This is a genomic window from Spirosoma validum, assembly GCF_014699035.1.
Taxonomy (GTDB): domain Bacteria; phylum Bacteroidota; class Bacteroidia; order Cytophagales; family Spirosomataceae; genus Spirosoma; species Spirosoma validum.
The window spans coordinates 29831-49644 of sequence record NZ_JACXAA010000010.1 but is presented as its reverse complement, the minus strand read 5'-3'; the positions used below and the strand labels follow the sequence as shown (position 1 = coordinate 49644).

15 protein-coding genes and 1 pseudogene are annotated in these 19814 nt (G+C 48.6%); 10 read left to right on the top strand and 6 right to left on the bottom strand.

The features are described 5' to 3' along the window. Positions 1 to 633 precede the first annotated feature (633 nt). Positions 634 to 3048 carry a TonB-dependent receptor domain-containing protein gene (locus IC230_RS23570; protein ID WP_191041527.1) on the top strand — a complete coding sequence of 805 codons (2415 nt, stop codon included), beginning with the start codon at positions 634 to 636 and terminating at the stop codon, positions 3046 to 3048. Between the two features lie 145 nt (positions 3049 to 3193). Then, entirely contained in the window at positions 3194 to 4375 is a 1182-nt protein-coding gene (locus IC230_RS23565; RefSeq protein WP_191041526.1) for a sialidase family protein, read from the top strand. Between the two features lie 28 nt (positions 4376 to 4403). Here the strand turns inward: IC230_RS23565 and IC230_RS23560 are convergent, their stop codons facing one another. Further along, on the bottom strand, positions 4404 to 5123 hold the full coding sequence (locus IC230_RS23560; RefSeq protein ID WP_191041525.1) for a YqjF family protein: 720 nt from the start codon (positions 5121 to 5123) through the stop codon (positions 4404 to 4406). Positions 5124 to 6031: 908 nt separating this feature from the next. On the opposite strand from IC230_RS23560, the gene IC230_RS23555 reads away from it, so the two are divergent. Further along, a complete protein-coding gene (locus IC230_RS23555; RefSeq protein ID WP_191041524.1) occupies positions 6032 to 6343 on the top strand; it encodes a hypothetical protein in 312 nt (103 codons plus the stop codon). Between the two features lie 179 nt (positions 6344 to 6522). Then, on the top strand, positions 6523 to 7137 hold the full coding sequence (locus tag IC230_RS23550) for a mannitol dehydrogenase family protein (protein WP_191041523.1): 615 nt from the start codon (positions 6523 to 6525) through the stop codon (positions 7135 to 7137). 58 nt (positions 7138 to 7195) lie between these two features. On the opposite strand, the gene IC230_RS23545 is transcribed toward IC230_RS23550, so the two are convergent. Next, a complete protein-coding gene (locus tag IC230_RS23545; RefSeq protein WP_191041522.1) occupies positions 7196 to 7852 on the bottom strand; it encodes a hypothetical protein in 657 nt (218 codons plus the stop codon). Positions 7853 to 7995: 143 nt separating this feature from the next. Beyond that, positions 7996 to 8874: a c-type cytochrome gene (locus IC230_RS23540; RefSeq protein ID WP_191041521.1), complete on the bottom strand. Its 879-nt coding sequence runs from the start codon at positions 8872 to 8874 to the stop codon at positions 7996 to 7998. Positions 8875 to 9014: 140 nt separating this feature from the next. Here IC230_RS23540 and IC230_RS23535 point away from each other — a divergent pair, with 140 nt between their 5' ends. The 6 genes and pseudogenes from IC230_RS23535 (at position 9015) to IC230_RS34515 (ending at position 12965) form a co-directional block, all read left to right on the top strand. Further along, complete coding sequence (locus IC230_RS23535; RefSeq protein WP_191041520.1) at positions 9015 to 10031, top strand: helix-turn-helix transcriptional regulator; 1017 nt, start codon at positions 9015 to 9017, stop codon at positions 10029 to 10031. Positions 10032 to 10227: 196 nt separating this feature from the next. Then, positions 10228 to 10791 (top strand): DoxX family protein, encoded by a 564-nt coding sequence (locus IC230_RS23530; protein ID WP_191041519.1) that lies wholly within the window; start codon positions 10228 to 10230, stop codon positions 10789 to 10791. A 280-nt stretch (positions 10792 to 11071) separates the two neighbouring features. Beyond that, on the top strand, positions 11072 to 11911 hold the full coding sequence (locus tag IC230_RS23525) for a helix-turn-helix domain-containing protein (RefSeq protein WP_191041518.1): 840 nt from the start codon (positions 11072 to 11074) through the stop codon (positions 11909 to 11911). A gap of 100 nt (positions 11912 to 12011) precedes the next feature. Further along, positions 12012 to 12575, top strand: a complete 564-nt coding sequence (locus IC230_RS23520; RefSeq protein WP_191041517.1) for a cupin domain-containing protein — start codon at positions 12012 to 12014, stop codon at positions 12573 to 12575. A gap of 105 nt (positions 12576 to 12680) precedes the next feature. Further along, a pseudogene (locus tag IC230_RS34100) lies at positions 12681 to 12803 on the top strand (cupin domain-containing protein); the annotation flags it as partial. A 30-nt stretch (positions 12804 to 12833) separates the two neighbouring features. After that, the gene (locus IC230_RS34515) at positions 12834 to 12965 is read left to right on the top strand and encodes a hypothetical protein (protein WP_262893179.1); all 132 of its coding nucleotides are present in this window, start codon (positions 12834 to 12836) and stop codon (positions 12963 to 12965) included. A gap of 266 nt (positions 12966 to 13231) precedes the next feature. On the opposite strand, the gene IC230_RS23510 is transcribed toward IC230_RS34515, so the two are convergent. The 3 genes from IC230_RS23510 to IC230_RS23500 form a co-directional block, all read right to left on the bottom strand. After that, positions 13232 to 14755, bottom strand: coding sequence for a glycoside hydrolase family 32 protein (locus IC230_RS23510; RefSeq protein WP_191041516.1), 1524 nt, complete (start codon positions 14753 to 14755; stop codon positions 13232 to 13234). Positions 14756 to 14883: 128 nt separating this feature from the next. Continuing rightward, entirely contained in the window at positions 14884 to 16602 is a 1719-nt protein-coding gene (locus tag IC230_RS23505; protein ID WP_191041515.1) for a RagB/SusD family nutrient uptake outer membrane protein, read from the bottom strand. A 17-nt stretch (positions 16603 to 16619) separates the two neighbouring features. Beyond that, positions 16620 to 19781 carry a SusC/RagA family TonB-linked outer membrane protein gene (locus tag IC230_RS23500; RefSeq protein WP_191041514.1) on the bottom strand — a complete coding sequence of 1054 codons (3162 nt, stop codon included), beginning with the start codon at positions 19779 to 19781 and terminating at the stop codon, positions 16620 to 16622. Between the last annotated feature and the right edge of the window lie 33 nt (positions 19782 to 19814).

The window sequence follows — 19814 nt, the reverse complement described above, 5'->3', positions numbered from 1 at the left end:
TGTAATGATTCGTCAAGTAACGTTTCTCAAGTAAGAAATAATTACAAATTCGTATTACAAACAAAGGCTGTCGGTACAGCTACTGACAGACTACCTTTGGCAAGATCAATTCCGATGTGGGTTTCAGAACCCAGGCATTGATTAAAGGGAAATGACACCATGAAATTTTAAACTCTTATTATATAGGCTGTTTATGATTTACAAAAAAGTCAAGAAGTGGGTGGGGTTTTGTCATTCCGACGTAGGAGGAATCTTCGGTAAAGCGTAAATCTGGCTTTGCTACCGAAGATTCCTCCTGCGTCGGAATGACAAAACCCCGTCAAAAGAAAAATCCTAAACAGGTTCATATAAACGGGATACAATCGACAATTGAACTGTGGCACCGGTCATCCGGCCAAGCTTTAACATTCACCAGCAGGAGTCGAAACGTTTACTTCAGGTTTCACTAAGAAAAACCAGACTTACTCCGCTGGCAACTCGCCGTTCGGTACTGCCTTAAAATCGTATTTATTTAAATACTTGACAAAAAACAAGCTGGGCTTTGCCCTACTTGAGCGTATTTAACAAAGGAGAATTCCGGAAAGCCTGCCTTTGCTAACCAGCAGTCGATTATGCTCTCGCTGACGCTCAACCATGACCCGTAAAAGGATTCAACTACTCGTTCTTTTTTTCTTGCCTCTATTAACCCTGGCCCAAACCAAACCCGATCAGCCGTTTTCCATCAAAGGCGTGCTGGCCGATGAACAGAACAAGCCTATACCTTTCGGGAACGTAGCGTTGTACCAGAAATCGGATTCAGTTTTGGTAACGGGAGCGATTTCCGATGAAACCGGTACGTTTGAGATACGTAGCAAATCTGGTCTTTTCTTCTTAAAAATCAGCGTTTTGGGCTATCAGGAGAGACGCGTGGCTACCGTCCGCGTGGCTGACCAGCCTCTCGATCTGGGGAAGTTAGTGCTCAAAGCCAGTTCGAAGCGGTTGGAAGAAGTCGTCGTGAAAGGCGAACGGAGTCAGATGGAACTGGCGCTGGATAAAAAAATATTCAACGTCGGGAAAGACCTGGCCAATGCTGGCGGAACCGCTTCCGACATTCTGAGCAACGTACCGTCAGTGGCGGTCGATGCCGAAGGGAATGTCAGTCTTCGCGGTAGTAATAGCGTCCGGATTCTGATCGATGGAAAGCCATCGGGGCTAGTCAGTTTTAAAGGTGGGGCCGGTTTACAACAGTTACAGGGGAGCGCCATCGAACGCGTTGAGGTCATCACCAACCCGTCCGCCCGTTACGAAGCCGAGGGTATGGGCGGCATCATCAACATCGTTCTGAAAAAAGAACACAAAGAAGGCATCAATGGCTCGTTCGACGTCATTACGGGTTATCCGACCAACTTTGGTCTGGCCGCCAACGTGAACTACCGCCGAAAAAATCTGAACTTCTTTATCAACTATACAAACTCGTTTCGGAATACACCGGGCCGAAGTTCGCTCTATCAGGAGGTATACCGGAATGACACTACTTTTCTTACGCAGCAAAATTCGAACAGTAGCCTGAAAGGGATCAATAACAGCGCCCGCGCTGGCCTCGACTACTTCTTCAGTCCGAAAAGCATTCTGACGGCTTCGTACACCTGGCGACTGAGCAAGGGCAAACGGTTCGCCGACATTACGTATCGTGACTATCAGTTTTCGGTAAACAACCCAAGAGGCATTACGACCCGCACGCAGGACGAAACCGAAACCGAGCCGAATTCGGAGTATGCGCTCACTTACAAACGAACGTTCGCCCGGGAAGGACACGAATTCACCGCCGACCTGCGCTACCTCGACAACTGGGAAAGCTCCGATCAGTATTTTACCCAGCAGACGTATCAACCCGACGGTCGGACGTTGACGGCACCATCCATCTTACAGCGCTCACTCAACGACGAAACCGAAAAGCAATTTCTAGTTCAGGCCGATTACGTCCGCCCCTTCAGCAAGAACGGTAAGCTGGAAGCTGGATTACGCAGCAGCACACGCGACATGACCAACGATTTTTCGGTTACGCAGCAGGGGGGCGATGGTAGCTGGGTACCCTTACCCGGCCTAGTCAACGATTTTCTGTATCAGGAACGGATCAACGCCCTGTATGGCATGGTGGGCAACAAAGTGCGTAAATTCTCGTATCAGGCAGGCCTCCGCGCCGAAAAAACCGACGTAACGACTACGTTGAGACGTACCAACGATGTGAATCCGCGTCATTATTCGAATCTGTTCCCGAGCGTACATGCTACGTATGACCTGCCCCGCCAGCATGCCCTGCAACTCAGCTACAGCCGTCGAATACGCCGACCTACCTATAACGACCTGAGCCCGTTCTCGACGTTTAGCGACAATCGAAATTTCTGGAGCGGCAACCCGAATCTGAATCCCGAATTCACAAATGCATTTGAACTGGGGCACATCAAATATTTCAGCAAAGGGTCGATTAGCTCGTCGGCGTATTATCGACATACGGACAACAAAATTCTGTCGATCCGGCGGGTAAATGAGCAGGGATTTGCGACAACCCGCCCCGAAAATCTGGCGAGTGAAAATTCATTTGGTGCTGAATTTGCCGGTTCGTATTCACCCTATACCTGGTGGAAACTTGATGGTAGCTTTAACTTTTTTCGAGCCGTCACAAACGGAAGCAACCTGGACGTCAATTACCAGAGCGATACGTATAGCTGGTTCACGCGGATGATTTCCCGGTTTAGTCTCCCAAAATCAACGGATATTCAACTGCGGGGTAACTACGAAGCTCCTCAGCAAACGCCCCAGGGCCGCCGGAAATCGCTCGCTACGCTGGACGTATCCGTGAGTAAGGATATGCTCAACAACAACGCTACGTTAACCCTCAACGTGCTCGACGTATTCAATTCGCGTCGTTACCGATCCATCACCGAAGGGCCTAATTTCTATACAGAAAGCAATTCACAGGGGCGGCTGCGGCAGATCAATTTAACGTTCAGTTATCGGTTACGGCAGGCCAAGAAAAAAGTGAAAGAAGGCAGCGAAGGTGAGTTTTAACGACCCGTTTATTTATCTGCGGAAGGGATTTCACGCTATTGACTAAAGCCTTTGCCTCGGAGTTAGGTGTAGGTAAGGTTCGATGAAGATGTAATTTTCAGAAAGTTTCTTAGTAAACTTGAGCCGTATACCTTCTGACCGGACTATGAAGCAACCTATCCACCTCTTTCTATTCTACTTCTTTTTCCTGTCGAGCGTTTCGTTCGCTCAATCATCCGACATACCGCAGGTGCCCGGAACGGTTGTGGCCCATAGTCCGGCTTCATCGGGATTGTATATCGGCTCACCCAGTCTTTGCGTATTGCCCAACGGCGAATATTTGGCCTCCCATGATCTGTTTGGCCCAAAATCAGAAGAGTTTGAGCGGCCCGTTTCCCGTATTTACCGATCACGCGATCAAGGGAAAACGTGGACACCCATTGCCGATATTATTGGCCAGTTCTGGTCGAAGTTGTTCGTTCATCGCGGCAGGCTTTATTTCATGGGAACCGATAAACACCACGGTAATCTGATTATCCGTACGTCTATCGATGGTGGATTAAGTTGGTCTGATCCAGGCAATTCCGAGAACGGGCTGTTACTGAAAGGCGAATATCATTGTGGCCCAATGCCCCTGGTTGAATACAAGGGCCGACTCTGGCGGGCGATGGAAGATGCGATGGGGCCCGTTAAACAATGGGGGAAGCGGTACGGTGCTTTTCTGATGTCGATCCCGATTTATGCCGATCTGATGGACGCCCGCAGCTGGTCCCGAACGAACGTAATGCGGTATGATTCGACCTATCTGAATAACCATTTTGGGGGATGGCTGGAAGGGAACGCGGTTGTAACGCCCACCGGTCAATTGCTGGACGTTCTGCGGGTTGATGACAAATCGACGCTGAATGAAAAAGCCGCGTTGGTAACCATCAGTCCCGACGGCAAAACTGCTACGTTCGATCCGGCAACCGGCTTTATTTTCTTTCCGGGCGGGAGCAAAAAGTTCTGCGTTCGCTATGATCCCAAGACGGAATCCTACTGGACGCTGGCAAACGTCATACCCTCAGACGTACAGGCGTTGAATTCAGGAAAAAACCCCGCGAGTATCCGGAACACGCAGGCGCTGTGCCGTTCGAAGGATTTGCGGCACTGGGATGTCAGGCAGGTTATTCTAACGCATCCGGACGTAGCGAAACACGGTTTTCAGTACGTTGACTGGCAATTCGACGGTCGGGATATGATTTTCTTATCACGTACCGCCTTCGACGATGAAGAAGGGGGCGCCCACAACAACCACGATGCCAATTTCCTGACATTCCACCGAATCAGGAATTTCAGGAAGTTGTAGCACCAGTTCTTGTTCGATGAATAAACAGCTATCGGATGGCTGCTCCCGACTTTATGGCTACTGCCGAGCCGTCTGCCAGAAATACCGAATGCGGAGGTTGATCAAAAAACGGCACAAATGCAGCTCCGTATAGTTTTTCTACGTTGCATAGTACGTCATACGTGTTGACGGGATAAATTGTCCAATGGGGATGGACTACTTCATATTCCGACGTCCGGGTTTCACCACGACGCGTATAACCCCAGTAGTGTTCCGTAATGAATGCTTCTTCACTCTCAGGCACCAACGCATGTCCGGTCCGGTCGGCGCTCACACGGATGTGGTTCCAGTCTGAACCAACTTTCCACTCATAAGCGATATGCTGCGTTTGTTCCTCTACGTTCCAGGTATGACGCATTGGACACGTAGCATAGGGTTCTCCATACAACGTATTGGCAACAAGCGTAATGGCGAGTTTGGGAACCAGTTCTTTAACAAAAACGACCCCGCGTTTCCACCCGGTTTGCGTTTTGCGCCGTACGTAGAACCGGAGATTGAACTCTTCGAATTCGCGGTGGAACGGCACGGATAGCCGCCCGAACATCTTGACGCGTTGGAAATAAAAGCCAACCAGACTGCCGTAACAGACACCATCGAATTCGTCCAGTTCGGTACCGTACGGCGTTAACGGTTCCAGCAACTGCCGATCCAGGGCATAATTCGCGAAGATCAGGTTTCGCCATTCAGCGGTCAGAAACGTAGTGGCCATCCAGACGTATAATGCATTTAAGAGCTAACGATGTCTACTCCAGATAGTTTACGGGCAGTGTTTAAGCGGTATCAGAAACGTTGTTGAGCGTATTGTCACGAATGATTTTTCAAACCCGCTCCGACCTACTTCATCCCGTTTGCACCTGACGGGCGAAACGGTTTGATACGTAGTCATCAATCGGGAAAATCAGCCAACGGTTATGTGTTCTGTTTAGGTAATGACGACTACAGACCATCTGTTTTCCCGGTAAAATCATATTACTTGACAAAGAATCGCTTGTACAATTCACCTTTTCGATGAAAAATCAAAGGCAGTTTTTGCACTTTTTCAATATGAGCGAAACGTTTTATTGGTACATCCCGTTTATTTGCTGAGGAGACAAGGGAGTCATACCCTATCTTTTTATATTGATTATAAATAAATTATAGAAATCATGAACTCATCATACGGTCTAAAAATAGAAAATAAGGCTCAGAATATATGGATTCGTATTTGCACTTTTTCGCGTTTATCTATTCTTAGCTTTATTAGTCGAAATGCGCTGGTTTTCGAGAGCCTGGCTCGCACAGCAACGCCATTCGGCGGTAGCTTACTAGCCAAAAGAGATAGCCAGTAACCTCGCTTCAAACCATCACGACAACCATTTTCGCTTATTTTCTACTGACGGATAACCGGTAAACCAATAGTCGCCTAAGGGTACGTAACAGATTCGGGATTAATTACGATTACTGGAAACCTGTTTACGCTGACAGTGACACTATTGTTTTTAGTCCGTCTTCCAGGATCAGGAGCAACACTTACATACACTTTCAACAAACCTCGCTGGCTTAAGGCCCGAGACTTTCACCAGAATACTCTTCAGCAGTTACCAAACTGATGCAGGGCGTTCGCTACTAACCATCACGATGAAACGTTTTTCAGTAGTATACACTCTTAAGAAGCAATATTATCAGATTTATTGTGCCACTCTCGAAGAGGCCAAAACTGTTCTACAACAAATCACGGGCAGAAAAGACCGTGTTCCCATTGGCATTTACGACGCCAAAACCGAGCTTTTCTCCTGGGAACCCAGGCGGCAAGATCAATACGATCATGCTGATATTGAAGAACAAGGCAAGTTGGGCAACCAAATTATCAGCATTGCTCAGGCATTACGTTACCGGGATAGTGAATGGCAACGAGCTGGTTCGCCAAATCGCCTGAGCTACTTTGCCTAATCTTTCTGGGGAGACCATAAAGTAAATTTTTTTAGATTCTGTGGACTAGACGTGACATTTCAAAAGTCTATTGAGTCTAAAGAGCTACAGAAATAGACATCATTATGCTATATTAGATGTTGCTACGTCAATTAGCGTACGAAGTGTCTATTAATCAAATCTATACAACCTCGATCATCATGCAAACTTATAATCAGGACATTCTAAACGCATCGCATACCATGCTGGCGTATCCGGCCTTTCTGGCTGGCTACCGCACGGTAGATGAAGCGCTGAATGATCGCTTGTTCAGTAATTATATAAGTGCTTTTCTGGATCAGGACGTTGCCCTCACTACGTCTGATTCAGACGACTACGAGAATCAGTTGGCCAGTCTCTTTTCTTCACTGGCGATCAGCGACTCGCTCGATCAATTGTGTTGCGATGGAGCGTCTAAGCTATCGGCTTTTGTGCTCCCAACGTTACGCGAACTGCTGGAAGAAAACCGGGATGTTCGCCGTATTGCCTTTTTACTGGCCGCCTATGGCCATTATTTATCGACAACCACTGACGATAATGGCGTTACGTACGAAATAAATGACCCCAATCTACATCAGGATGATTGGTCCAAGATCAACAGCACCGATGTTGTTTCTTTATTGAGTATTTCGCCACTGGCTTCGGCACGTTTACAAACGTTTTCGTATTTCGTTACGCTGTATAAATCATACAGGGCGCAGATCGCGCAGTTGGGTATTATGGTTCTGCTGAAGCAAATGGCATATCACCGAATGGATATGCGTGCTACGTCGTAAGAAAAGCGAATCCTGTATGACCCCGGTGGGTCATACAGGATCAAAAGCAAGCCCGGAATCAATTCATTTTAAGCTTAAACCTGGCGTCTGACACGGTTATGGCGTCGGTTTTGGCTTGCTTTTTATAGCCGTTGCCCTCCGGGTCGATATCCGAATCGTAGCCGGTTGTTTTGGTAATGACTTTATCTTCCATTTTCGACATTAACCGTCCCATACCCCCAAAAACGGTAGCCGTTCCTTTTTCTTTCCAGTACGTTCCCGCCAGTGTTGAATTGAACGTAGCTTCTAACGACCCGTCGGCAGCTTTCGTTACCGTAATGGTTTCGTTGTTGTTCTGCGACATACCGACGTGGTACTCCATACGTGGCTCTCTTGTTTCTTCGACGTACTTGACAGCTGCCAGACCTTTGTATTTACCCAATTCCTGAATTCGTTTCCAGTTTTCTTTGGTATCGGGCTTGTCAGCGTCCACAATCAGGTACGTCCCCGGTTCTACATTGTCTTTATTATCATAACTGGCCAGCCAAAGACGCATCGACTTGTCGGGCTTGATGGCGTTAGCGGTAACGTACCAGTAGTGACCGAAACGAACACGGCGGGGTTGTGTCGTATAATCCTTACCGTCAATCTTCGCGTTAAACGTATTTTCATTAACAATCTGCCCGAACGCTGTCGTGACAGCCAGCAGTAGGAAAAGGGATAGGCCTGTTTTCATGATACTTTGTGTTTACGCTGGTAAAGGTCGTATCAATTCCAGATTGGTTCTATCGGATACTTATAAACCGGTAAACTTGGTGTATGAATTAGTCAAAAGTGATGATCAGTTGTTGACTCAAACATCAGGTGGCGTTTCCAGGTCTATTTAAGCGACCGAAAATACTGATAGAGCGAGGCCAGTTCTTTCTGGTCGTATTGAGCGGTCATTTTCCAGGGCATGTATTCATTATTAAGCTGGTGGCCGCTGGGCGTCTTGCCGGTACGTAGTGTGGCAATGAATTGCGCCTGCGTCCACTTTCCTACGTTGCCTGTACGAGTCAGGTCAGCCGAAGGCGGAAATCCGGGCGCTGCCGGCTCGCCACCTTTAAACGTGGGTTGATGACAGCCACTGCACGATACCGCCAAGTACTTACCCATAGCGACTCCTTCCACTGTATCTACTTTGGCGACCATCGAGCGGTTGTGGTCAATCTTCTCAACTGACAACAGCGGCATTTTATCGAGATAAGCCATTACGTTAACCACGGGCCCAATTTTATTAGCTGGCAATTCATGATCGACCGAAGGGATTCTATGGCAGTAAGCGATGACAGCGGCCATGTCCTGCTCCGAAAGCATCGTTGTTTCGTGGGAAGGCATGAACAACAGCGGCTTACCTGCCCGACTTACCCCATGACGTAATGCACGTACCCAATCAGTTGTACTATAATCAGCAGGAAGGCCGCCCTTTCCTTTCGTCAGATTAGATGAAGAAAGCCGCCCCAGGGCATCATCTTCGATCATGATTTTTCCACTCAGATTGGTACCATGACAATCCGTACAGCCCTTGATCACAGCCAGATGTTCTCCACGACTTACCGTAGCGCTATCATTCGGAATAGTCAGGGTTTCATTAGTAAACGAATAGGTTTTGTCAATACGTTGGGCAATACTCCGGGCAATGAGAAAGTACCCGGCCAGTAGCAGGAGCACGAGCGTTCCCAGTACAATACCCGTCCATTTGGCTAGTTTACGTAGCATGACTTTTTTGTTGTTTAGTGTGGTGACTTACTGACCGGTAGGGAGATCCCAGAACACGGCCTATAATTTTGTACAAAAGTCCACACCCAAGCGCAGGGAGTACCTACGCAAAACGGATAAAAATCTACGCAAAACGGAATATGGCGACCACGGTTGTAAACTCATGTGAGCTGACGGATTTTGTATCACTCCCCCACCCTCACCAACTAGGACCACCAGCCTCTCGTACGCCAACCGATACGTTCACTTATTTCCATCATCCCAAAGCGGGACAGTTCAAATTCAACAGTACGTTCTTTCCGCATATGCACGTAATGGATATGCGCTGGAATACCGCCGATGACATCGAAATTTTTGATTCGACGCCTTCCGATAACATTCACATCAATTTTCAGCTGAAGGGATTTATGTATTCCCGGTTTCAGGGGTTGACCCATGATCTCGACATGCGCCCTAACCGACATAACCTGATCCACACACCAGAGATAGGCCATGTTAATCAGCTAAAAGGCAACCAGTCGATGGAGTTGTTCCTGATCAGCTTAGATAAGGATTTCTTCGCGTCGCTTATCGGGCAGAATGACCATTGGAGCGAGCGTCTTGTCACGGATCTGCACAATCAACGCTCCTTTTCGGCCGTAACGGGTACGCAAATTATTACCCCCCAAATGCTTTATCTGATCGAGGATATTCGGCATTGTAAAGTCCAGGGGCCCATGCGGAATTTATTGATTCAGTCGAGGATACTGGAACTGTTGGCGCTGGAAATTGAACAGTTCAGTACGGCACCCGTCACTGACGAAACGCTACGTCCGGATGAAGTCGAAAAACTGCATCAGTTGAAGGCCTATTTAGAGGCTAATTTTCTCTCAGAACTATCGCTTGCCCAACTGAGCCGGGTATGCTTGTTGAATGAGTTTAAGGTCAAGAAAGGGTTTAAGCAACTCTTTGGAACAACCGTATTCAATCACATCCGGAAACTGCGGATGGAACATGCCGGTCGGTTGTTACGTAATTGCGCCGTATCCATTGATGACGTAGCGGATGTTCTTGGCTATGAATACGCACAACATTTTTCCATTGCGTTCAAGAAATATACGGGCGTAACGCCATCGCAGTATCAGCGGAACAAGGTTTTAAACTCGGCACTACACTAGCAATTTTCATTCGCTATAATCTGAATAGTACGCTAAGTAATAGTACGCTAAGTAACGATTTTAGCTCCTTCATTTCTTTCGACACCTTCTTACATTGCCCTCCCGTTAAGCAACCTGCTTTTTTAATAGCGTTATAAGAATTCTTTAAATCTTTCTATGCTCTTTATTACGTAGATAGTATATAACTTCTACTCTTATGAAGACGCTAACCACTCTTTTTGATCGTTTTGACCATCTTGATACAAGTATGAACCGCTGGCTGGTTGCTCACAGTATTGCGCTGTTACGTATCGGCATGGGCATCGTTTTTTTAGGTTTCGGTGTATTGAAATTTTTTCCGGGAATTAGCCCAATTGAGGACCTGGCGACCCGCACCACGCATGTACTCACGCTGGGAGTATTGTCAGGACACGACGCAATGGATTTTGTCGCGGGTCTGGAGTGCATTATTGGAATTTGTTTCCTCACGGGCCGCTTTCTGCGCGTAGGTGTCTGGCTCATGGCGGCTCAGATGATCGGTGCCATGTCTCCCCTATTGATCTATCCCGGCGAGCTTTTCATTAAACCGTACTTTGCCCCTACGTTAGCAGCTCAGTACATTATTAAGGACATTATCCTGGTAGCTGCAGGCATGGTTATTGCCTCAACCTGGACGGGCGCACGCATCGTGGCTGAACCAGAGAGTTTCCGAGTCTCGTTACGTAAGCGGATTGCTAAAGTTCATCGTAGTGTACAGCCACAGACTCCAGCAACGGCTTAGACCATAGTCGACTATTTTCATAAAGCTCAGTTCACAGACAAGCCAAATTTTTCGAGAATTAGTGACCGGGCAGGCCCACTACGTATCAAATCAAATGATACGTAGTGGGCCTGCCCGGTTAACAACGAACTGGTACGGTCGAAACAGAAACTGGCCTAAATAGACATACGAAACGTAATGAAATAGGTTTACAAGTCAGCTGTACTTTGTTTACTAAGTCACCACACACCGAAATAAACTAACCGAAGAATAAAAATCTTCCCTGCGGCATCCGCTGAGAATGTATCTTATCTATCATCGAAACTCGGTTATGGATAATCTGGCAAAAGGGCAGTTTTTTGGCCATTCTAGAAATGAGATGGTCGTTAATGGACTAACCGTGGTGCAGTCCGCGTATCATAACCTGACTAGTTGCCCCTGGCATTACCACGAAAATGCGTATTTCGCCTTTACCACCAGCGGCCATTTGCTCGAGACCTATAAACGAAAAGATATTGCACTCAGCGCTGGCTCGCTAACGTATCATTATAGCCAGGAACCACATTGCAATAGCCGGTATTCCCCCTACGTATCAGCCCTTCATGTTGATATCGATGAACGCTGGTTTGACCGCTGCGACCTTCGTCATACCCGACCCGAAGGCTTATGGGAACTGCAATCGCCTGATCTGAAAATCATCTTTGCGCGCTTACTGGCCGAGGCTAAGCAGGGTGGAACCGAGCAAGGTATCGGTACGGAAAGCCTGGTATTGACGGCTTTCAGTAAGATGCTACAACTGCGTGAGTTTTCGGATCATAAGCCAGCCTGGCAGGAAAAAATTAAAGAGCTTCTCTATGCTCATTACGATGAAACCCTCAGCCTGACCAGCATTGCCAGCGAACTTCAGCTTCATCCGGTTTACCTCTGTCAGCAGTTTCCAAAGCTATTCCAGTGTACGTTGAGTGAGTACGTGCGTAAAATCAGGATTGAAAAGGCAACCGAACGACTAATGAACCGTGATCCGATTTCGCTTACCTCGCTGGCCTACGCTTGTGGTTTTTCGGATCAGAGTCATTTTATCCGTCTTTTCAAAAAACATACCGGACTCATCCCACTGGCTTTTCGCAAACTGGTTCAGTAAAAGAGGCTACCCCCTTAATTCTGTTCTATTTTCAGTTCGTGATGGTGGCAATTTCGGTCCAGGAAAGCAATCAATTCACCTTCACCAATCTGCTAAAATCATGAATAGAAACCGATTTATAGCTGCCCTCTCCACGCTGGCAGCTGCACCTTCCCTGGCCTTTTCCGGGTTAAAAAAAACGTTTCAAATGAGCAAAGGATTTAAAATTAATGCGGGAGAAGGCCGCAAACACGGCCACATCAAACTCAAAGGAGTTAACGCAAACGTACTGGATGTGAAAATTTCGGGTACGGATACCGATGGCGGTTTAGCAATTTTTGAACAGACCTCGCTCTCGCCGGGACGAGGGACGCCGTTGCACGTGCACCCCTCGCAGGATGAAGTTTTTTACGTACTGGAAGGAGCTTATTATTTTCAGGTGGGTGACGAAAAATACCACTTGAAAACAGGAGACAGTATTTTTCTGCCCCGCAAAGTACCTCATGCCTGGACCCAGGTGGCTGAAAAAGGTAAAATGATGGTCGTTTTGCAACCGGCTGGTAAGCTGGAGTATTTCTTTGTCACCATGGCGGGTATGGATCATGAGCCCACGAAAGAAGAACTGGCCAAAGTATTCAGTGATAACGAGATGCAGGTAGTGGGTCCGCCACTAAAAATTGAATAGGCGATTTAGGAAGTACCTGCCTGCTTTTAACAAAGTGGACTACGGACAGCGCAGCAATAAAGTACGTTAAAACCGATTAGCTGTTTTGCATAATGGTGGTACGTTCTTCAGGGGCAATTTCTGATTAAAGTAGGTGACGAAATTCACCAGGCCAAAGCGGGTGACAGTGTTTTCGGTCCAGGGAAGGTGCCGCACAGTTTTGCGAAAGTGGGCAAAGGAGAAGGTCGACTGTTAATGTTCTTTCAACCGGCGGGTAAAATGGAAGAGTTTTTTAAGAAGCTTAGCGAAGGGGTGGCTAAAAACATGTCGGAAGCCGAGCAGGATAAAATCAGGGAAGAACACGGCTTCAAACGGGTAGTCCCGCCAATCAAAAATTTCAAGAAATGGTAAGCCTGTTGGGTAGCTACCTTTTCCGAGGCCATAAATGCTCTGGGTGTAAAATAGGTTTAAAAGCCATTTTTTGTCATTCCGACGCAGGAGGAATCTCAAACTTCCATAATAGGCGGCTTTGAGATTCCTCCTGCGTCGGAATGACAAAAATGGTTTCCTCATGACTCAAGCACCCAGCATTTAGCTTGTTAATAACGCAATCGCCCCACTACGTATCAACCTGTTTTGATACGTAGTGGGGCGGCTGTCTCAATTATAGATAAAATTTACTGCACCGAAGGCGACAGCTTTGTATACGTTAACTTACTGATTGACGTACCAGTCGCTGATTTGATGGACAGTTTCGTCAAAGGCTGATTCGGAAAAAAGATGCCCGTCATGACGCTGAGTCCGTCGTCGGCAAATAGCTCGGCGGATGCCACATCGATAAACAGCGTTAGCGAAATGGTTTTGTCGGTCGATAAACGTGGCGCTGTCATTCGTTTCCCGAAATCTTTCTCAAAATCCGTTTTCCCCGATTTCGTCCGGTCAATGTAATACGTATTGGCGCTTTTGTCGTAGCCGATAACCAGTTCGTTACCCTGCTCATTGGCAAGTACCACGGAGAAATCATTGGTGGCCGGTGCCGACAGGGTCAGCTTAAACGTGTCGTACTTTCCGCCGGTTTTGGCCGTTAGATCAGAACTGCCTTTTACGTCTACATTCGTCAGCGACGTTATTTTGCCGTCCAGTACGTCCAGTTCTTTTATCGGCGTTGACGTTAAGTACAACTCTTTGTTCGCTTCTTTCAGACCAAGTTCACGTGGTATGGTTGTAGCTCCGCGCCACTTCGGCGTAGGAACATCACGAGCGTACTGCCAGTTATTCATCCAGCCCATTAGAACGACCCGATTACCGGTGTTCGAGAACGTAACGCCCGCGTAGTTGTCTGTCCCGTAGTCCATCCATTTGGTTTGTTTGGAATACGCGTTGAAGTTTTTTCCATCGAAATCGCCCAGGAAATACTGCGCAGCTGATCCTTTATTCGGTCCGCCAGGATTGATGTTCACGATTAACACCCATACGTCTTTCCCATTGTGTTTCAGCGGAAACAGATCCGGGCACTCCCAAACGCCCCCGTGAGCACCCGCGTCGCTGCCGAAATCGCTTTCCCTAGCCCATTTTTTCAGATCGGGCGAGGAGTAGAACGTAACGCGATCTTTCGTTGCCAGGGTCATGATCCATTTTTTCTGAGGCTCATACCAGCGCACTTTCGGATCGCGAAAATCAGTGATACCCGGATTCTTTAGCACTGGGTTTCCAGCGTATTTAGTCCACGTTTTTCCCTCATCAAGGCTATATGCCAGACTTTGATACTGAACCTGTTCCGGCTGGGTTTTCTCTAGTTTAGAATTATGGTGCGTGAAAATGGCGACCAACGGAACCTGGCCGTTTTTGCCAAAACCCGACGTATTATTTACATCGACAACCGCACTACCCGAGAAAATATACCCCAAACTATCGGGATACAACGCAATGGGTTGCTCCTGCCAATGCACCATATCCTTGCTGGTTGCGTGAATCCAGTGCATAGGTCCCCAGACCGAACTCTCCGGGTGGTACTGACAGAACAAATGATACGTCCCTTTGTAATAGACCATCCCGTTCGGGTCGTTGATCCAGTGGGCTTTGGGCGAAAAGTGAAACTGAGGCCGGTATCGTTCCGACTGTGCATCGGCCTGACTGGCCTGCCCGAATGAATACTGCACAACAAAAGCCAGCAGGATAATCGATAAGCGTAATTTTTTCATAAGACGTAGCGTAAGAAATTCAGGGATTAGAAAGATAAAGTAGGGGATCGTTACTATGACTAGTCGCCCCCTACTCTAAACTGTACTACCAACCTAATAGGTACTTTCTAATAGTTGGACAAATTCAATTAAAAGCCGACATTTTGCTTGTAAAGTCCTTTCGTAAAGTTGATTTCCCGCTGCGGGATGGGCAAATATTCGTCGCGGGCAGCGGTGAACTTAGCCCCACTCAGATGAGAACGTCTGGTTTTCTCTTTGGTTATGTATGCGTTCAGCGTTTCGGCCGCAATGCCCCAGCGAACCAGATCGAAGAAGCGCGGACTTTCGGTAGCGAACTCCAGGCGACGTTCGAATTGCAGCGCTTTCCGGGCGTAAGCCTGTGTCCAGTTGGCAGCCGTATACGGCTTGATTAGGTAGTTAGAGGCCGCAGTACCATCGGCCTTTTTCGTGCGACCCGTACTCACGGCGGCTCTGGCCCGGATCTGGTTGATGAGTGGCAACGCCAATGCCTGCTGGCCCAATTCGATATAGGCTTCAGCCTGGAAAAGCAATACGTCGGCATACCGGATGATGTCGATATTCTTCGAAACACCCATAAACGGTCCTTGCTTTTTGTAGGATGAACTGGTCGCCAGCTGCTGCGATTTCATTGCCTGGAAATTCCCATAAACGCCCGGATCACGTACCCAGCTACTGCTGAACGGCGATGCCGCATTGTATTTGTAGGGGTGACCATCAATGCCGATGGTATGATCAACGCGCGGATCGACCGTAGCGGTTTTGAAGTCGATAACAGCATCGTTGAACGTATCAAATTTGGGTAATCCGTTCGCGTCTGTTCCGAATGCGTTGGCCAGATTCTGGCTGGGCTGGTGGAAGCCGCAGCAACCGTATTGTGGAGCGCCGTGCGGGTAATTCAACCCATCTTCAAAATTGAGTCGGCCTACAGTTGTTCCATCATTGATCGAGTATTGAACCGCGAAGACCGATTCAACGCCGTTGTCATATTCCGGCAGGAAGTTCTCAGCGAAATCGGGTTGCAGACTATATTTTCCTGAACTGATAACTGCCTGAGTCAACGTAACAACCTGCTGCAGTTTGTCTTTATTGATGGTCGTAACCTTGTTATTATCGTCCTGCTCATACGCCTGATACAGCCGAAGTTTAGCCAGATAGGCAGACGCCGACAGTTTATTGGCCCGGCCAACCTGTGACTGCGAAACGGGTAGATTATCGACCGCAAACTGAAAGTCCGTAGCGATTTTATCCCACAACTGATCATTCGTAAACTCCCGGTTCGACTTTGTCAGGATCTGTTCATTTGTCAGCGTTTCATCGATGTAGGGAACAAACTTGAACAGCATTTTCAGCATAAAGTGCGCATGCCCCCGGAGGAAACGTAACTCAGCCTGACGGGTTTTCTTTAACGGAAAAGCTGCATCGGTCAGATCATTGATCGAACGTAACGCTACGTTCGCCCGGGAGATGGCTTTGTAATAATTTTCCCAGGTATAGGGATGGTAGAAACCACCGCCCTGCTGCGGCTGCGTCAGGTTATGCTGCTCATAGAAGTTGATATCTTCCAGATCGGAAACTCCGCCCCCACCTTTGTAGGCATCGTCGGACCGGACACTGCCGTACACCCACATACTGGCAATTGGCCCAATCATTTCGCCGTTCCCCAGCGACGCGTAGGCGGCTGTTACCAGCGCATCGGCATTATCGGCACTCTTTATATTATCGGCCGAGAGTGTTCCCTGCGGCTGATAATCCAGAAACTCTTTGCAGGATGTGAGTAAACCGCCACCTGCTATCAGAAGCAATGAAACCAGAATTTTATTTTTCATGATCGTAAGTCTTGGTCTTAGAAGGAAACATTTAAACCGAACGTGATCGTGCGTGGCACCGGAACCGTATTGACATCAATCCGCTCAGGATCGGGTCCCAGGAAATTCTTGTTTTTCAGCCAGAATACGTTCTCTGCCATTAGATACAGACGCAGGCTCGTCATGCCGATTTTACCAACCATATCCCGTGGGAACGTATAGCCTAACTGGACGTTCCGAAGCTTGAAATAGGCCGTACTGACGTTGAAATAATCCGACGAACGGGTTTCGTTGTTTCCATCAGCCAGCGTAAGCGCCGGAATACGGGATGACGTGTTCTGCGGTGTCCAGGCCCCAAATACGCCCGGTCCTACGTTTTCGCGACCACGGATGAAATTGTTGTAGAACGTATACGGATCAAAGCCCGTCCGGCTGGCTATGCCCGAACCGAAGATCGAAAGGTCGAAATTTTTATAGCCAAATTCGGCACGAACACCGTATTCAAGACCCGGTAATGTTGTTCCGAAAAACTCCTGATCGAGCGCGTCGATTTTACCATCGCCATTCAGGTCACGGTACCGAATCCGGCCCGGCGCTGCGCCCACCTGTGCTGCGTGTTTCGTCACCTCTTCCTGGCTCTGAAAAAGGCCATCGGTCCGATAACCGAACAGGTCAAATTGCGAATGACCAATGATCGTCGTTACGGCGTTACCGGCAAAGGCCGACCGCACTTCTTCGGGCAGTACGGTTATTTTATCCCGGAAGCGGGCAAAGTTGGCCGAGACGTTATACCGGAAGTCGCCTTTAGGTTTGCCGTAGTACGTCAGGAGCAATTCGAAGCCTTTGTTAGTTTTCGTCGCGCCGTTCACAAACCGCAACTGACCCTCACCCACCGCTGCCGCAACGGGTGGCTGAATAAGAATATCTTTCGTTGTACGGGTGAAATAATCGAACGAACCTACGAGACTGCCGTTCAGGAAACCAAAATCAAGCCCGACGTTCAGTTCGTCGGTCGTCTCCCATTTCAGGGCCGCGTTTGCACCCTGGGTTTGCACGAAGCCGGATGGCAACGTACCGCTGTTGGTCCCGTTTAAGTCGTAAGCCGTTCCTACATTCCAGTACTGATCAAAGAAGCTGTTGTGTCCGTTAGGCACCTGCGATGCAAGCGTACCGTAGCGGGGCTCGAACAGACCAAACCGGGCCAGATCACCAATATCCTGGTTACCAATCCGACCGACACCCGCCCGCAGTTTCAGGTTGCTGATGGCCTTCACGTTCTGCATGAACGCTTCCTTATCAATCCGCCAGCCGACGGAAGCCGCCGGGAAGAAGCCATACCGGTTATCGGTACCGAATCGCGAGGAACCATCCCGACGTAGCGTTAGTGCGGCCAGATAGCGGTCGCCAAAGCCGTAATCGATTCGGGCAAACTGCGATAGCAACCGGCTTCCGGTCGATGTACCCGTACTGCTGGCATTGCCCGAAGCAGCACTCAGCACAAAGTAATCTTCGGTCTGTACGGCGAAATTTTCGCGGTACGACACGACGTTATCCAGGTTATCTTTGATGGATTCAACCCCCGCCAGCACATTGAATCGGTGCTGCCCCAGTTCGAAATTGTACCGTAACGTATTGGTCCAGGTCAGACTAAGGAATTGGTTGGTATTGAGTGTCAGACTATTCAGCGAACGGGCAATAAACCCGTTTTGGAACGACTGCTCAATATTTTTGTTAGAAAAACCAGCGTTGTCCATCCCCAGCGACGACCGGAAAATCAGACCCCGAATTGGTTCGATCTCCGTGAAGACATTTCCGAACACAAATGTCCGGCGGATTTTATCCCAGCGGTTGATGTACTGCATAAACACTGGGTTGTTTCGGTCCGAGTAACCTGATCCAATAGGTCCGGCATAATCACCCGTTTTAGTGTAGACCGGAATGGTTGGCGCTAACGTAACGGCCAGGCCCGGCGTAGGCGCTCCCCCAAGGTCAGTTGTAACGGGGGTTTCGCGGGAAGCTGTCATTTGCAAATTAACCCCGAATTTTACCCGGTTATCAGCCAGGCTCGTTAGCCCATTCACGCGACCCGTAATCCGGTTGTAGTCGGTGAACCGGACCATGCCTTTGGTATTGAGATAACTCAGGTTGACCAGAATCGACGAGCTTTTGGTGCCGCCCGAAATGGTTAGGTCGTTGTTTGTTACGTAGCCAGTCTGGTACAGCTCTTTCTGCCAGTCTGTGTCACCAGCCGGTACGTTCTGATTGCCGCCAACGAAGGGCTGCACCGTTACGTTGTTGAGTACCGGATTGCTGAAATTTTTATTCCAGTCGAAGTTGTAGATTTCGCCGTAGGCCGAAGCCGGATCAGCACCATCATTGACCGATGCCTGCCAGAGCGCCCGCCCCCGATCAACGGCGTTCAGCATTTTGAACCGCTCGGGTTTTTCTGACTGGGATGAAATACTGGTGTTGAACTGAACATTCAGCTTTCCATCCGTATTGTAGCCGTTTTTGGTCGTGACGATAATCACCCCGTTCGACGCCCGCGCTCCGTAAATAGAGGCCGACGACGCATCTTTCAGCACCTGAATGGATTGAATGGCCGTTGAATTCAAACTTTGAAATACGAATGGCCGCTTGGTCGGCACCCCGTCAATAATGTACAGCGGATCGTTGTTCCCCAACGTATTAGCGCCCCGGATCAGAACCCGACTGGATTCACCAGAAGGCGTACCCGATTTCTCGACGTACAAACCCGGTACCCGCCCCTGCAATGCCTGCATGGGGTTACCCGAACTAGTCGCTTTCGTAGCCGCTACGTCCACAATGGCTACCGCTCCCGTTAAGTCCTGACGGCGGGCCGTCGTGTAACCCAGCACAACGACTTCGGCCAGTTGACCACCTTCGGCCAGTAAAACCGTTATGTTGTTCGTATTAGCCACTGATACGTCCTGTGTCGCGTAGCCAATAAACGATACCGTAACGCCCGTAGCGCTTTGCGGCACCGATATGGTAAACTTCCCCGTAGCATCGGCTACAGTACCCGTCGTCGTTCCCGGAATGATAATGCTGGCTCCGGGGAGGGCGTCCTTCGTTTTCGAATCGAGAACGCTCCCCGTAATTGTGCGTTGCTGGGCGAGTGCTAACGTAGCGGTTAGCAACAGAGCGACCAGCGTAAACAGGTAATTTTTCTTACGCATTTTGTTGTTGGATTTAAGAGGTACATAGGTTGA